Raw genomic sequence first — 13,247 nt, forward strand, 5'->3', positions numbered from 1 at the left:
GTTCTCGCCCGATCCAACCATGGCCGCCCAGGAGTTGTTCCCGCAGATGCCCGACCTGCTCTCCGCCCTCGACCCCGAGCAGCGCCAGGTTGCGGAGGCGCTGCGTGGACCGGTCCGAGTGCTGGCGGGAGCCGGCACCGGCAAGACGCGGGCGATCACGCACCGGATCGCGCACGGCGTCGCGACCGGGGTCTATGCACCGACCGAGGTGCTGGCGGTGACGTTCACGACCCGGGCGGCGGGGGAGATGCGGGCGCGGCTGCGCACCATGGGGGCCGCCTCGGTGCAGGCGCGCACCTTCCACTCGGCCGCGCTGCGCCAGCTGCGCTACTTCTGGCCGCGCGTCCACGGCACCGAGCTGCCGACGCTGACCGAGTCCAAGATCGGCATGCTCGCCTCCGCCACCCGGCGCCAGCGGCTCAGTGCCGACCAGGCACTGCTGCGCGACCTCGCCTCCGAGATCGAGTGGGCCAAGGTGAGCAACGTCCACCCCGACGACTACGCGCGGGTCGCCCGCGCCCGGGGGCGGGCGGTCTCCGGCCACGACCACGACACGGTGGCGCGCATCTTCGCGTCGTACGAAGAGGTCAAGCGGGCCCAGGGCCGGATGGACATGGAGGACGTGTTGCTGCTGACGGCCGGCCTGCTCGACGGCGACGAGCGCGTCGCCGCGCAGGTGCGCCGGCAGTACAAGTGGTTCGTCGTCGACGAGTTCCAGGACGTCTCCCCGATCCAGTGGGCGCTGCTGCGGCTCTGGCTCGGCGGTCGCGACGAGCTGTGCGTCGTCGGCGACCCCGCCCAGACCATCTACTCCTTCGCGGGCGCCGACGCGCGCTACCTGCGCGACTTCCGCACCGAGTACCCCCAGGCCGTCTCGATCGACCTGGTGCGCAACTACCGCTCGACCCCCGAGGTGGTCGAGGCCGCCAACACGCTGCTCGCGCCCTCGTCGAGTCGCGGCGTCGAGCTGCGCGCCCAGCGGCCGTCCGGGCCCACCGTCTCCTACACGCCGCGGGCCGACGAGGTCGCCGAGGCCGAGGCCGTGGCCGCCCAGGTCGCGCGGCTGCGCGACTCCGGGCGCTCGCTGAGCGAGGTGGCCGTGCTGTTCCGCATCAACGCCCAGTCCGAGGCGTTCGAGGAGGCGCTCGCCGCGCGCGGCATCCCGTACGTCGTGCGCGGCGCCGCCCGCTTCTTCGACCGCGCCGAGGTGCGTGAGGCGGTCACCCGCCTGCGCGGGGCCGCCCGGTCGGGCGAGGCGGCGGGCGACGGCCTGGTCGAGTCGGTGACCGGCATCCTCGCCGGCATGGGCTGGACGCCCACGGCGCCGACCGCCCGCGGCCAGACCCGAGACCGGTGGGAGTCCTGGCAGGCGCTGGTCGACCAGGCGGCCGAGTTCGCCGCCACGCCGGGCGCCGAGCTCAACGCGTTCGTCGACGACCTCGACCGTCGGGCCGCCGAGCAGCACGCCCCGGTGGCCGACGGCGTCACGCTCGCGACCTTCCACGCCGCCAAGGGCCTGGAGTGGGACTCCGTCTTCCTCTGCGGCCTCCAGGACGGCACGCTGCCGATCACCTACGCGGAGAGCCCGGCGGCGGTCGAGGAGGAGCGCCGGCTGCTCTACGTCGGCATGACCCGCGCCCGCGTCGACCTCGCGCTCTCGTGGTCGCTGGCCCGCAGCCCGGGCGGGCGGGCCTCCCGCAAGCCCTCCCGCTTCCTCGACCCGCTGCTGCCCGAGTCGGCGCGCGCCGAGGCGCAGCAGCCGCGCAGCCGCAAGGTCGCCCGCTGCCGTGAGTGCGGTCGGCCGCTCAGCACGGGCGCCGAGAAGAAGGTCGGCCGCTGCGCCGACTGCCCGGCGTCGTACGACGAGGAGCTCTTCGAGCGCCTGCGCGAGTGGCGCAAGGCGCGGGCGGGCGAGGAGGGCAAGCCGGCGTTCGTGGTCTTCACCGACGCCACGCTGCAGCTGATCGCCGAGCACAAGCCGCGCACCCCCGAGGCGCTGCTGCGGATCAACGGCATCGGCCGGTCCAAGGTCGAGAAGTACGGCGACGACGTGCTCGACCTGGTCGGCTGAGCGCCGATCGGCGGGCGCAAGAGGCGAGTGGCAGAAACTTTTCGGGAAATAGGCACTAAATGGTTTGCCCATTACACGGGTGACCCGATAGTTTCCTGTCACTACCCGCTCGCGCAGCACGGTCCTGGCACGACCAGCGCATGACTCACCGAAGGAGGTGGCCCTGATGAACAGCATCAAGCTCCGGCTGACGGCTCAGACCCCGTTCCGCTTCGGCATGCCCATTTCCGGCCACGCCTTCGGCGCCTGCGCGCCGGCGACCGATGCCCGCATCGCCACGACGACTGTCGTGCGTGAGCGCGCGGTCATCACGGCCACCGAGGGCGGCACCAAGGGACAGCTGGGCCTTGCTCAGTCCTACTTCCCGGGGACCAGTGCCTGGAGACCACCGACCTGTTGACACCCAACAGCCATCGGCAGCCTCCAGGCCGCGGAACCCGAACCGGGATCCGCGGCCTTTCTGTTTCTCCGGAACCGAACCGCACCACCCACAGCGATCAGGTCAACGAAGAAGGAGGTGAAACATGACCATCAGTGAACTCGTCCGCACCGATGGGACTGCCGAGGCGAGGCTCCCCGAGCCCACGCTGGGCCAGCTCCACGACGAGGCGCAACGCGTCGACGAGGAGCTGCTCCCGTGCCGGGTCAACAACCCCGAGCTCTGGTTCGCGGAGTCGCCCAGCGACGTCGAGTACGCCAAAGCCCTCTGCCTGGACTGCCCGGTCCGGACGATGTGCCTCGACGGTGCTCTCGAGCGGCGTGAGCCCTGGGGCGTCTGGGGCGGCCAGCTCTTCCTCCAGGGCGTCGTGATCCCGCGCAAGCGGCCCCGCGGCCGGCCCCGCAAGAACGAGGTCGCCGCCTAGCAGCAGCCCACCACCCATCCATCGATCCACCTTCTCGACAACGACGTCAAAGGACACCGAGATGAACTTCAGCCACCAGGACCTGGCTCGAGCGCACGTATCCGCTCGGCTGGGGGAGGCGCAGCAGAGCCGGCGAGGTCGCCGGCTGGCCCGCCTGCTCGGCTCCGGCCGCAAGGCCGAGCAGCTCGCTCAGCAGGCCCGTCTCGCCATCGCCCGGTCGCTCTGAGCGAGCCACCGCAGATCAGAAAGTCGAACCGACTCCGATGAACACGCACCAGCAGACCAACCCGAACGGACTCACCGCCATGAATCTTCTCCACGAAAATCTCGCCCGCGCGCAAATGTCCGCGCGCCTGGGAGAGGCGCAACAGCTCCAGCTGGGCTACCGGCTGGCCCGTGCCCGCCGACTCAGCCGCAAGGCGGAGGAGGCGGCACAGCAGGCGCGTCTGGCCCTCGCCCGCGCGCTCTGACATGCAGATCCTCACCTGATCGCGGGTGACCTGAGACCGGGAGCCGGTCCCGACGTTCGTACGTCGGGGCCGGCTCCCGGCGTTTGCGGGCCGGGATGGCTAGTGGTCGTCGCTGGAAGTTCCTCGGGCCACCCGAAGAACCTCCGGCGATGGCCACTAGGTTGGGGTGATGACGGCGACGTGCGACTTCTGTGGACGCGTCGAGACCGACGACGCGAAGACGCTGACCTGGACCACCGCGGTCGAGAACGGTCGCCGGCGCACTTTCTGCGACGAGTGCTCCCGGGCCAACCTGCGGGCGATGGAGGGCAAGCTCGACAGCGAGTGGTGGTGAGGTCACCGGTCGCCCGTCAACCCGTCGCCACGGCGTCCCAGGCGCAGCCGCACCAGGGGTGCCGCCGCCACTCGCGCGGACGTGGGGACAGCGCGAGATCGAGGTCGACGGTCGCCGACCAGGTCGTCGGGCACTCACCCGCCAGGTAGGCCTGGACGTCGCGGACCGCCCAGGCCACGGTGAGGGCCGCCAGGACGGCGTCGTCGGGCCCCGCGGCGACGCCGCTCAGCTGCTCGACGACCACGGCCCGGCGCGGGTCGCGCTCTGCCAGGTGGGCGTCAACGCAGCGCAGGCACGCGGTGACTCCGGGCACGACGAAGGGGCCGACCCGGTGGCCGCGGGCACCCGCGCCGGTCACCAGGTGCGGGCGCCCGTCGCGAAGGTGGTCGTCGACCAGGTCGCGGGACGGCTCGCCCGCCGCGAGGACCAGCACCACGTCGGCGTGCGACGGGTCGTCGACCGGGCGGACCGGCCCCGCCGCGAGCAGCCGGCCCGCCTCGGCGCAGAGGGTGGCGGTGCCGGTGAGCGCGACGCGTCCGGCCGGCGGCGGCTCCGGCCGGAGCATGCCGGCTGCCGTCAGGTCGCGCAGCAGGCGGTGACCATCGGTCGTGGCCGGCGCCGGCGGTGAGCCGGATGCGAGGTGGGCGAGCACCAGGTGGACGTCGGGGACGTCCGGGGCGATCACGCGCCACGGCGGGTCGAGGCCGATCTGCAGGTGCCGGTCGTCGCGGCGTACGACGTGCAGGCCGGGGCGTAGGAGGCTGCTGGGGGAGCTCATGCCCCGAGGTCTACCCGGCGTGGGAGCGCCGTGGACGGTCATCCACAGCGCGATGGGTGCCCCACGAGCAACGGCGGCGTCACCCCGGTGACCGGGGTGACGCCGCCGTCGAACTCGTGGGGCGCTACGCGCGAGTGCGCGTCAGGCCTTGCCGAGGATCCGGTTGAGGTTCGTGCCGCAGACCGGGCAGACGGCCTTGGCCATCTTGGTGCCCTTGTCGTTGACCTTGACCTCGCCCTCGGCCTCGCGCTTCTCCTTGCACTTCACGCAGTAGAACTCGCCGCTCCAGGTCTCCGCCATGACGGCCTCCTTGCCTAATTCATTTCTCGGTCGTCGCGACGGGGCGAAGGGGAAGACCCGCCGGAGCCCGCCGGGGTGCCGCCGGGCCGTATCAGACCCTACGACACGCGGGGCTGAGCGTGGCGAAGGCACACCGCGTGCCGATTCTCGAGGGTTTTCGAGCGTGCGGTCGGTCACGGCGCCGCGGGAGGCCGCTGAGTACGTTGTCCGCATGTCCGAACTCAGCCATCTTCGCCTCGAGCGCCCCCGTGACGGCGTGGTGCTCCTGACCCTCGACAACCCCGCCCAGCGCAACGCGATGTCGGACGAGATGACCTCGTCGTGGGTCGCGGCCGTCGACGAGATCGCCGCCGACCCGTCGGTGCGGGCGGTCGTGGTGACCGGTGAGGGCACGGCGTTCAGCTCGGGCGGCAACACCTCGTGGATCGCCAGCGAGCCGGATGCCTCCGTCGACTACCTGCGCACCCGGATGCTCGCCTTCTACCGGGCCTGGCTGTCGATCCGGCGGCTCGAGGTGCCGACGATCGCGGCGGTCAACGGCCACGCGATCGGCGCCGGGCTCTGCCTGGCGCTGGCCTGCGACGTCCGGTACGCCGCGGCGGGGGCCCGCCTCGGGGTGCCGTTCGTGAAGCTGGGCATGCACTCGGGCATGGCGGCGACGTTCCTCCTGCCGAACGTCGTGGGCGAGGCGCACGCGCGCGACCTGCTGCTCACCGGGCGGATCGTGGACGCCGACGAGGCGCTCCGGCTCGGGCTCGTCTCGCGGGTCGTCGAGCCCGCGTCGTTCCTCGACGAGGTGCTCGAGACCGCCGCCGGGATCGCGGCCACCGCACCGATCGCGAGCAAGCTGACCAAGCTGGCCCTGCGCGACGGCGGTCACGCCGACGTCGAGGCGTGCCTGCAGTGGGAGGCGATGGCGCAGCCGATCACGCTCGCGACGGCCGACCTGCAGGAGGGCATCCGGGCGGCGCGGGAGAAGCGTCCGCCCGTCTTCACCGGCCGGTAGGCCGTCTTGGCCCTGGTGGCCGAGGAAGAGGCCCCCGGATCGCCGATCCGACACTCACCTTCCCCTTGCGAGTGTCGAACGGCTGCCCGGGGGCCTCGTCGGGGACGACGCTAGGAGCCGCGGCGCGCGGCGGTCAACGCGAGCCGGCCACAACCTGTGGACAGTGCTGTGGAGAAACCTGTGGAGGAAGCACCAGTGTGGTGGAGGAAAGCGTCCTGGCACGGGATCTGTCTGTGGACGGAGCGCGGCGTACGGCGGGCACTGTCGGTCTGACCAGCCACAATGGCTGTCCACTGGTTGTGGAGGAAAGAAACCACGACCGAGTTCGGGAGGTGTCGGCGTGTCGTACGACGGAGGTCCGGTCGCGGCGCTGCGACGGATCGCGTTCCTGCTCGAGCGCGGCCGTGAGGACACCTACAAGGTCAAGGCGTTCCGCGGGGCCGCGGCCGCGATCCTGCCGCTGCCGCCTGAGCAGGTGGCGGCGGCCGCCGCGGACGGCACGCTCACCCGGCTGCCCGGCGTCGGCGCCAGCTCGGCGAAGGTGATCGAGCAGGCGGTCCGCGGCGAGCTGCCCGAGCGCCTGGCCGCCCTCGAGCGTGAGCACGGCGGTCCACTGACCGGCGGCGGCGCCGACCTCCGGGCTGCCCTGCGCGGCGACCTGCACTGCCACTCCGACTGGTCCGACGGCGGCTCGCCGATCGAGGAGATGGCCTTCACCGCGATCGAGCTCGGCCACGACTACCTCGTGCTCACCGATCACTCGCCCCGGCTCACGGTGGCCCGCGGGCTCAGTCCGGAGCGGCTGCGCCGTCAGCTCGGCGTCATCGACGCGGTCAACGACCACCTGGACGGCGGCTTCACGCTGCTCAAGGGCATCGAGGTCGACATCCTCGACGACGGGTCCCTCGACCAGGACGACGACCTGCTCGCGCAGCTCGACATCCGGGTCGCCAGCGTGCACTCGAAGCTGAAGATGGACGCCGCCGCGATGACCAGGCGGATGGTCGCCGCGGTGCACCATCCCCGCACCAACGTGCTCGGCCATTGCACCGGCCGCCTGATCACCGGCAACCGGGGCACCCGGCCGGGCTCGCAGTTCGACGCGCGCGCGGTCTTCGAGGCGTGCGTCGAGAGCAACACCGCGGTGGAGATCAACTCCCGACCCGAGCGTCGCGACCCACCGACGAAGCTGCTCGAGCTCGCCCGCGACGTCGGCTGCCTCTTCTCGATCGACAGCGACGCGCACGCCCCGGGGCAGCTCGACTTCCAGGTCTACGGCTGTGAGCGCGCCGAGGACGCGGGCATCGATCCCGACCGGATCGTCAACACCTGGCCGCGAGAGCGCCTGCTGGCCTGGGCGAACGGCTAGTTTCGATCCATGACCAGGCCGGAGGTGGAGGTACGCCGCTCGAAGCGGCGGCGCCGCACCGTGTCGGCGTACCGCGACGGCGACCGCGTCGTGGTGATGATCCCCGCCTCGCTCTCCCGCAAGGAGGAGGCCGAGTGGGTCGAGACCATGCTGGCCCGCCTCGAGAAGTCCGAGCGCCGGCGCAAGCCCAGCGACGAGGACCTGATGAAGCGGGCCCGAGCGCTCAGCGATCGCTATCTCGGCGGGCTGGCCCTGCCGGAGTCGGTGCGCTGGGTCGAGAACCAGGCGTCCCGCTGGGGGTCGTGCACCCCGGGTGACCGGACCATCCGGCTGTCCGCGCGGCTGCAGGGGATGCCGTCGTGGGTCATCGACTACGTGCTGATCCACGAGCTGGCGCACCTGTTCGAGGCCAGCCACAACGACCGGTTCTGGTCCTGGGTGGACCGGTACCCGAACGCCGAGCGTGCGAAGGGCTACCTGATCGGCTGGTCCGCGGCCGCCCGCCTCGACCCGCCGCCCAGCGAGGTCGTGGGCGACGAGGTCGACTGACCCCTCGTTTCCCCGGCAGCTGCCAGACGTGGTGCGGGTTTCGGCTGTCGGCAGCCGAAAGCCGCACGACACGCCGCGCTCGACCGGCGTGTCGTGCCGGGATCGGCTGCCAGCAGCCGAAACCCGGCCGGCCGGTCAGCCCAGCCGGGCCCGGGCCAACGCGACCAGCTCGACCAGGTCCGCCTCGGGGTCGGGCAGCGCGGCGGCCGGCCACCAGCGGAGGTCGAGCGACTCGACGCTGACGGCATGCTCGGCCCCGTCGGGGGCGATGGCCAGGTAGCGGACGTCGAGGTGGTGCACCGGGCGGCCGGAGGGGTCCGCTCCGCAGAAGGGCACCTCGTGCTCGCTGAGCTGCACCGGGACCGGGTCGAGGGTCAGGCCGGCCAGGCCGGACTCCTCGGTCGCCTCGCGCCGGGCGGCACCGGCCAGCGTCCGGTCACCGGACTCGCAGTGGCCGCCGAGCTGGAACCAGCGGCGGGCCTTGGCGTGCAGGGTCAGCAGCACCCGCTCGCCGGTGGCGTCCACGACGATCGTGCTCGCGGTGACATGGTCGGGCCGGCACTCGCGCCACATGCCGTCGGGCCGGGCCCGCAGGTGCTCGGCGTACCGCTGCCGGAGGCGCTCCTGGTCGTGGGTGGGCGCGCGCCAGCCGTCGAGCACGGCCAGCGCATCGGCGTGCAGGCTCACTCGTCGGGCTGGTCGGAGCCGCCGAGCAGCTTCTTGAGCTCGGCGTCGAAGTCCTCGTCGCTGAGCTGCGGCAGCGCCGTGGCGTCCTCGCGGAAGCCGAGCGGGTCGTCGAGGTCGGCAGCGGTCGGCAGCAGGTCGGGGTGCATCCAGACGCCGTCGCGGGCCTCGGTGCCCTGACGGGTGCGCAGCGAGCCCCACAGCGTCGAGGCGTCGCGCAGCCGGCGCGGCCGCAGCTCGAGACCGACCAGGGTCGCGAACGTCTGCTCGGCCGGCCCGCCCGCGGCGCGCCGGCGTCGGAAGATCTCCTGGAGCCGGCCGGCGGTCGGCATCCGCTCGGCGGTGGCCTGGCCGACGACCTCGTCGACCCAGCCCTCGACCAGGGCGAGGGTGACCTCGAGCCGCTGCAGCGCGGCCTCCTGACCGGGGGAGCGGGGGAGGTCGAACATGCCGCCCTCGAGCAGCTGCTGCATCGACTCGGGATCGGTCGGGTCGACGCCGCGCATCTGCTCCTCGACGCGGGACTGGATGGCCTCGGCGTCGATCTCGATGCCGCGGGCGTAGTCGGCCACGGCACCGATGAGGTGATCGCGCAGCCACGGCACGTGCGCGAACAGCCGCTGGTGGGCGGCCTCGCGCAGCGCGACGTACAGGAGGACGTCGTCGGCGCCGACGTCGAGGTCCGCGCCGAAGGCCTCGAGGTTGGCGGTCACGATCGCCGCCTTGCCCGGCGCCGCGAGCGGTAGCCCGATGTCGGACACGCTCAGCACCTCCGAGGCCAGCGCCCCGAGGCCCGAGCCGATCTGGCTGGCCAGCATGCCGCCGATCGCCTTGCCGAGGATGCCCATCAGGGGGCCGGACATCTCGCGGGCCTCGGCCGGCATCGCGGTGCCGAGGGCCTGCACCGAGGACTCGGCGATCGGCTCGACCAGCACCTTCCAGACGTCGATCGTGCCGACGACCCACTCGGCGCGGCTCCACGCGGCCGGCGAGGTCACGCCGGAGGGGAACGCCGTGGTCTCGTCGAGCCAGTGGTCGGCGAGCTGGAGCGCGTCGGCGACCGCATCGCGCTGACGCTGCCCCGGGCTCGGGTCGGCCGACTGGGCCACGGTCTTGCGGGCCAGGTCGATCGCGAAGTCCCAGTTCAGCGGGCCGTCGTACGGTTGCAGCAGGCTCTGGAGCTGGCCGAGGAGCTGACTCAGGTCCGGCATGGCGCCGCTCCCGCCGCCCATCGCGCTGAAGATCTGCTCGAACGGCGTCCCCTTGAAGGGGTTCTGGCCGCCGTCGTCGGGGGTCTCGCCCGGCTTGTCCATGCCCCCAACCGTACGCGCCCGGCCTGACCGGCGGTGGGGGGAGAACCCGGGGTCGTCCCTGATGTTCGGCACGACCGCGGCTGGCTAGCGTGCTGGTCGTGAAGGCGTTCGTGCAGGACCGGTACGGCGGGCCGGAGGTGCTCGCGCTGCGCACGGTGGACGATCCGGTGCCCGGGCCCGGGGAGGTGCTGGTCCGGGTGCGGGCCAGCTCGCTCAACGCGGCCGACTGGCACCTGATGCGCGGCGACCCCTACGTCGTACGCGCGCTGGACCGCACGACCTTCGGCTGGCGCGCCCCGAAGCGACCGATCCGGGGCCGCGACCTGGCCGGCGTGGTCGCGGCGCTGGGCCCCGGCGTGACCGACCTCGCCGTCGGTGACGAGGTGGTCGGCGAGGTGCTCGCGGAGGGCGCCTTCGCCGAGCTCGTGGCCGCGCCCGCCGACGTCCTGGCGCGCAAGCCGGCGGACCTGCCGTTCGAGCAGGCGGCCGCGCTGCCGTTGGCCGGGACGACCGCGCTCACCGGCCTGCGGGAGGCCCGTCTCGCCGCTGGCGACCGGCTGCTGGTCAACGGCGCCTCGGGCGGGGTCGGCACCTTCGCCGTGCAGCTCGCCGCCGCGCTGGGCGCCGAGGTGACCGCGGTGTGCAGTGCGCGCAACGCCGACCAGGCCCGTGCGCTGGGCGCCGTCCACGTCGTCGACTACGCGCGGTCCGACTTCGCCGCCTCCGGCCAGCGGTACGACGTCGTGCTGGATCTGGTCGGCAACCGCTCGCTCGCGGACCTGCGCCGGGTGCTGACCGCCGACGGCGCGCTGCTGCTCTCCGGCGGCGGGACGTCGCAGGGAGGCAGCCTGTTCGGGCCGATGCGTCTCTTCGCCGTGGCCGGCGTCCGGGCCAGGTTCGTGCGGCCGCAACGGCTGCTGGCCTTCCGGGCCGAGCCGAGCGCCGCCATGGTCGCGGACCTGCTGGCGATGGTGGCCGCCGGCACGCTGCGCCCGGTGATCGACCGGACCTACCCGCTCGCGGACCTTCCGGAGGCGATGCGCTACCTCGAGGAGGACCACGCCGCCGCGAAGGTGGTCATCACGGTCTAAGGTCCTGACGTGACCTCCGTCGTACGCCTGGTGGACCTGCGCGAGACCCCGCTCGACGTCGCCGAGGTCGTCGCCGCGCTGGACGACGACGCCTCCGGCGGCCTGACGCTGTTCGTGGGCCGGGTGCGCGATCACGACGGCGGCAAGGACGTCGACGGACTCGACTACTCCGCCCACCCGACCGCGCTCGAGAGGATGCGCGAGGTCTGCGAGCGGATCGCCGCGTCGTACGACGTGCACGGCGTCGCTGCCGTGCACCGGGTCGGCACGCTCGCCATCGGCGACGTCGCGGTGATCGTCGCGACCGCGTCCGCCCACCGGGGTGTCGCGTTCGACGCCTCCCGCGCGCTGATCGACACGCTCAAGGCCGAGGTGCCGATCTGGAAGCACCAGCGCTTCGGCGACGGCACCGAGGAGTGGGTCGGCACCCCCTGAGCGCGCCTCCCGGGGTGGGGTGGCCCGGCCGCCTACCCTCGACCCGTGGAGATCCTGCTCTGGCTGGTGCCGTCGGCGATCGCGACCGTGGTCGCGATGCTGTGGGTGGGCTGGCTGGGTCGCGAGGGCCGTGGCGAGGTCGATCGGGACGTCGCCGTACGCCGCCTCGCGGGCGCGCTCGAGCCCGACCAACGGCGGCGGCGCCCGGCTCCTGGGTACGCCGCGCCGCGACCCGAGCCCGACCGGAGCACCGGCATCGCCGTACGACCCTCGCGTCGCGCGTCCTGACCGCGCGCGCGGACGTTGGCGCCGTCTGACAGGCTTGGCGCCATGACGCAGCGCACCATCGCCGGCCTCCTCGCCGTGCCGTTGGTGATCGCGCTGTGGGTGGTGGCTGCTCTCGAGTCGCTGCCCTACGTCACCTACGAGCCCGGCATCACCGTGAACGTCCTCGGTGACAACGAGGACGGCAAGCCGATCATCCAGGTCGACGGGCACGAGACCTGGGCCGACGACGGCCAGCTGCGGATGACCACCGTCTACGTCTCCCAGCCCGACGCGCACAACACGCTCTTCGAGCTGATGAAGGACTGGGTCAGCTCCTCCAGCGCGGTCTATCCCTACGACGCGATCTACCGCAAGGACGAGACCGCCGAGCAGAACCGCCAGGAGGGCAAGCAGGAGATGACGTCCTCGCAGGACGCCGCGACCGCCGCCGCCCTCACCGAGCTCGGGTACGACGTCACCGAGGCCGTGGTCGGCGGCGTCGAGGAGGGCACGCCCGCCGACGGGGTGTTCGAGCGGGGCGACGTGATCCTGCGGGTCGACGGCGAGAAGGTGCTCAACTCCGACGAGGTCGTCACCGCGGTCACCGAGGCGGGCGCGGGGCAGCCCATCGAGTTCGTCGTACGTCGTGACGGCAAGCGCCACACGCTGACGGTGACGCCGCAGGAGACCGACGGCCGGCCGCAGGTCGGCGTCCAGGTCGGCACCCAGACCACCGACTTCCCCTTCGAGGTCACGATCGCGATCGATCCGAGCATCGGCGGCCCGAGCGCGGGGCTGATGTTCAGCCTCGGCATCTACGACACCCTGACCGACGGCTCGCTGACCGACGGCCGGACGATCGCCGGCACCGGCACGGTCGACGCCGCCGGCAAGGTCGGCCCGATCGGCGGCATCCAGCAGAAGATCGTCGGCGCGCGCGAGGCCGGTGCCGAGCTGTTCCTGGTGCCGCCCGCCAACTGCGACGAGGCCGTGCAGGCGCCGAACGGCGACATGCGCCTGGTCGAGGCGCCGTCGACCCACAGCGCGCTGCGGTCGATCAAGACCTGGGTCGAGGACCCCGACGCCGACCTGCCGACCTGTGGAGACGATGCTGCATGAGCGACGACGACTACGACTCCGCGCTGCCGGGCTTCGAGAACGTGGACCCCGCGCTGGCGGCGGCCGTCCTGGAGATCGAGGGCCACATCGCCGCCGAGGGCTGGGACCAGCCGGCGAGGCTCTACGGCCTCGTCGAGACCGCCTCGCTGGTCGCCCGCGAGCCGGCACTGGCCTCGGCGATGGGCCTCGACTCCTCCTCGGCCGAGGGGTCGCTGACGCCGATCGAGCAGGAGCAGCTCGCCCCTGACCGGCCGTTCGAGGAGTCGCTGCGCGCGGTCAGCTGGCCGCCCGGCGTCGCCGGCTGCGCGGCGGTCGTGGAGCGGCTGGTGCTGCCGCCGGACGCCGACGAGCAGATCCCGGAGGACCCGGCGTCGGCCGAGGAGTTCGCGCGCGAGCACCCCGACCGGCAGGAGGTCCGCATCGTCGCGGGCGCCACGCGCGCGGGGGCGACGTACTGCGCGCTGCGGCTGCGCTCCCACGACGACGACCAGTCCGTGGTCGGCGGCGCCGACCTGGTGCCGGGGCTGCTGGAGCTGCTGGTCGCAACGCTCGAGGACGACCCGGAGCCGCAGGGCTGACGTGGTTGACGTGGTTGAGG

The 13,247-nt window shown here is 72.9% G+C and carries 18 protein-coding genes; 14 read left to right on the forward strand and 4 right to left on the reverse strand.

Going from position 1 to position 13,247, the window contains the following annotated elements:
- The first annotated feature begins 19 nt into the window (after positions 1-19).
- From FHU40_RS15490 to FHU40_RS15515, 6 genes are all read left to right on the forward strand, one after another.
- On the forward strand, positions 20-2,071 hold the full coding sequence (locus FHU40_RS15490; protein WP_246390606.1) for an ATP-dependent helicase: 2,052 nt from the start codon (positions 20-22) through the stop codon (positions 2,069-2,071).
- Positions 2,072-2,237: 166 nt separating this feature from the next.
- Complete coding sequence (locus tag FHU40_RS15495) at positions 2,238-2,471, forward strand: hypothetical protein (RefSeq protein ID WP_183593179.1); 234 nt, start codon at positions 2,238-2,240, stop codon at positions 2,469-2,471.
- A gap of 124 nt (positions 2,472-2,595) precedes the next feature.
- Positions 2,596-2,934 carry a WhiB family transcriptional regulator gene (locus FHU40_RS15500; RefSeq protein WP_183593180.1) on the forward strand — a complete coding sequence of 113 codons (339 nt, stop codon included), beginning with the start codon at positions 2,596-2,598 and terminating at the stop codon, positions 2,932-2,934.
- 61 nt (positions 2,935-2,995) lie between these two features.
- Positions 2,996-3,160 (forward strand): hypothetical protein, encoded by a 165-nt coding sequence (locus tag FHU40_RS15505; RefSeq protein WP_183593181.1) that lies wholly within the window; start codon positions 2,996-2,998, stop codon positions 3,158-3,160.
- A gap of 37 nt (positions 3,161-3,197) precedes the next feature.
- Positions 3,198-3,404: a hypothetical protein gene (locus tag FHU40_RS15510; protein WP_183593182.1), complete on the forward strand. Its 207-nt coding sequence runs from the start codon at positions 3,198-3,200 to the stop codon at positions 3,402-3,404.
- A 169-nt stretch (positions 3,405-3,573) separates the two neighbouring features.
- Positions 3,574-3,738, forward strand: coding sequence for a hypothetical protein (locus FHU40_RS15515; protein WP_183593183.1), 165 nt, complete (start codon positions 3,574-3,576; stop codon positions 3,736-3,738).
- A gap of 16 nt (positions 3,739-3,754) precedes the next feature.
- Here the strand turns inward: FHU40_RS15515 and FHU40_RS15520 are convergent, their stop codons facing one another.
- Both FHU40_RS15520 and FHU40_RS15525 read right to left on the reverse strand, forming a co-directional pair.
- Positions 3,755-4,516, reverse strand: coding sequence for a hypothetical protein (locus FHU40_RS15520; protein WP_183593184.1), 762 nt, complete (start codon positions 4,514-4,516; stop codon positions 3,755-3,757).
- A 141-nt stretch (positions 4,517-4,657) separates the two neighbouring features.
- Positions 4,658-4,816 (reverse strand): DUF5679 domain-containing protein, encoded by a 159-nt coding sequence (locus tag FHU40_RS15525; protein WP_165821076.1) that lies wholly within the window; start codon positions 4,814-4,816, stop codon positions 4,658-4,660.
- Positions 4,817-5,027: 211 nt separating this feature from the next.
- On the opposite strand from FHU40_RS15525, the gene FHU40_RS15530 reads away from it, so the two are divergent.
- The 3 genes from FHU40_RS15530 to FHU40_RS15540 all read left to right on the forward strand — a co-directional run bounded on the left by FHU40_RS15530 (position 5,028) and on the right by FHU40_RS15540 (position 7,740).
- The gene (locus tag FHU40_RS15530; protein WP_183593185.1) at positions 5,028-5,822 is read left to right on the forward strand and encodes an enoyl-CoA hydratase/isomerase family protein; all 795 of its coding nucleotides are present in this window, start codon (positions 5,028-5,030) and stop codon (positions 5,820-5,822) included.
- Between the two features lie 340 nt (positions 5,823-6,162).
- Positions 6,163-7,191, forward strand: a complete 1,029-nt coding sequence (locus FHU40_RS15535) for a PHP domain-containing protein (RefSeq protein WP_183593186.1) — start codon at positions 6,163-6,165, stop codon at positions 7,189-7,191.
- A 9-nt stretch (positions 7,192-7,200) separates the two neighbouring features.
- A complete protein-coding gene (locus FHU40_RS15540; RefSeq protein WP_183593187.1) occupies positions 7,201-7,740 on the forward strand; it encodes a M48 metallopeptidase family protein in 540 nt (179 codons plus the stop codon).
- Between the two features lie 135 nt (positions 7,741-7,875).
- Here the strand turns inward: FHU40_RS15540 and FHU40_RS15545 are convergent, their stop codons facing one another.
- A complete protein-coding gene (locus FHU40_RS15545; protein ID WP_183593188.1) occupies positions 7,876-8,427 on the reverse strand; it encodes an NUDIX domain-containing protein in 552 nt (183 codons plus the stop codon).
- Positions 8,424-9,737 carry a zinc-dependent metalloprotease gene (locus FHU40_RS15550; RefSeq protein WP_183593189.1) on the reverse strand — a complete coding sequence of 438 codons (1,314 nt, stop codon included), beginning with the start codon at positions 9,735-9,737 and terminating at the stop codon, positions 8,424-8,426. Before FHU40_RS15550 ends, FHU40_RS15545 begins: the two co-directional genes overlap by 4 nt.
- A 98-nt stretch (positions 9,738-9,835) precedes the next feature.
- Here FHU40_RS15550 and FHU40_RS15555 point away from each other — a divergent pair, with 98 nt between their 5' ends.
- Genes FHU40_RS15555 through FHU40_RS15575 form a run of 5 tightly spaced genes read left to right on the forward strand, consistent with a single transcriptional unit; the run spans position 9,836 to position 13,227 of the window.
- Entirely contained in the window at positions 9,836-10,828 is a 993-nt protein-coding gene (locus FHU40_RS15555; RefSeq protein ID WP_183593190.1) for a zinc-binding dehydrogenase, read from the forward strand.
- A 9-nt stretch (positions 10,829-10,837) separates the two neighbouring features.
- Positions 10,838-11,263 (forward strand): molybdenum cofactor biosynthesis protein MoaE, encoded by a 426-nt coding sequence (locus tag FHU40_RS15560; protein ID WP_183593191.1) that lies wholly within the window; start codon positions 10,838-10,840, stop codon positions 11,261-11,263.
- Between the two features lie 45 nt (positions 11,264-11,308).
- Complete coding sequence (locus FHU40_RS15565) at positions 11,309-11,551, forward strand: hypothetical protein (RefSeq protein WP_183593192.1); 243 nt, start codon at positions 11,309-11,311, stop codon at positions 11,549-11,551.
- Between the two features lie 42 nt (positions 11,552-11,593).
- Entirely contained in the window at positions 11,594-12,649 is a 1,056-nt protein-coding gene (locus tag FHU40_RS15570) for a YlbL family protein (RefSeq protein ID WP_183593193.1), read from the forward strand.
- Entirely contained in the window at positions 12,646-13,227 is a 582-nt protein-coding gene (locus FHU40_RS15575; protein WP_215524938.1) for a PPA1309 family protein, read from the forward strand. Before FHU40_RS15570 ends, FHU40_RS15575 begins: the two co-directional genes overlap by 4 nt.
- Positions 13,228-13,247 lie beyond the last annotated feature (20 nt).

The sequence above is a fragment of the Nocardioides soli genome (assembly GCF_014191495.1).
Lineage (GTDB): Bacteria > Actinomycetota > Actinomycetes > Propionibacteriales > Nocardioidaceae > Nocardioides > Nocardioides soli.

Coding starts and splice junctions, on each gene's coding strand:
- FHU40_RS15510 (WP_183593182.1), top strand. CDS start 3,198: ATGAACACGCACCAGCAGACCAACCCGAACGGACTCACCGCCATGAAT.
- FHU40_RS15495 (WP_183593179.1), top strand. CDS start 2,238: ATGAACAGCATCAAGCTCCGGCTGACGGCTCAGACCCCGTTCCGCTTC.
- FHU40_RS15570 (WP_183593193.1), top strand. CDS start 11,594: ATGACGCAGCGCACCATCGCCGGCCTCCTCGCCGTGCCGTTGGTGATC.
- FHU40_RS15505 (WP_183593181.1), top strand. CDS start 2,996: ATGAACTTCAGCCACCAGGACCTGGCTCGAGCGCACGTATCCGCTCGG.
- FHU40_RS15575 (WP_215524938.1), top strand. CDS start 12,646: ATGAGCGACGACGACTACGACTCCGCGCTGCCGGGCTTCGAGAACGTG.
- FHU40_RS15515 (WP_183593183.1), top strand. CDS start 3,574: ATGACGGCGACGTGCGACTTCTGTGGACGCGTCGAGACCGACGACGCG.
- FHU40_RS15490 (WP_246390606.1), top strand. CDS start 20: ATGGCCGCCCAGGAGTTGTTCCCGCAGATGCCCGACCTGCTCTCCGCC.
- FHU40_RS15550 (WP_183593189.1), bottom strand. CDS start 9,737: ATGGACAAGCCGGGCGAGACCCCCGACGACGGCGGCCAGAACCCCTTC.
- FHU40_RS15500 (WP_183593180.1), top strand. CDS start 2,596: ATGACCATCAGTGAACTCGTCCGCACCGATGGGACTGCCGAGGCGAGG.
- FHU40_RS15520 (WP_183593184.1), bottom strand. CDS start 4,516: ATGAGCTCCCCCAGCAGCCTCCTACGCCCCGGCCTGCACGTCGTACGC.
- FHU40_RS15530 (WP_183593185.1), top strand. CDS start 5,028: ATGTCCGAACTCAGCCATCTTCGCCTCGAGCGCCCCCGTGACGGCGTG.
- FHU40_RS15525 (WP_165821076.1), bottom strand. CDS start 4,816: ATGGCGGAGACCTGGAGCGGCGAGTTCTACTGCGTGAAGTGCAAGGAG.
- FHU40_RS15540 (WP_183593187.1), top strand. CDS start 7,201: ATGACCAGGCCGGAGGTGGAGGTACGCCGCTCGAAGCGGCGGCGCCGC.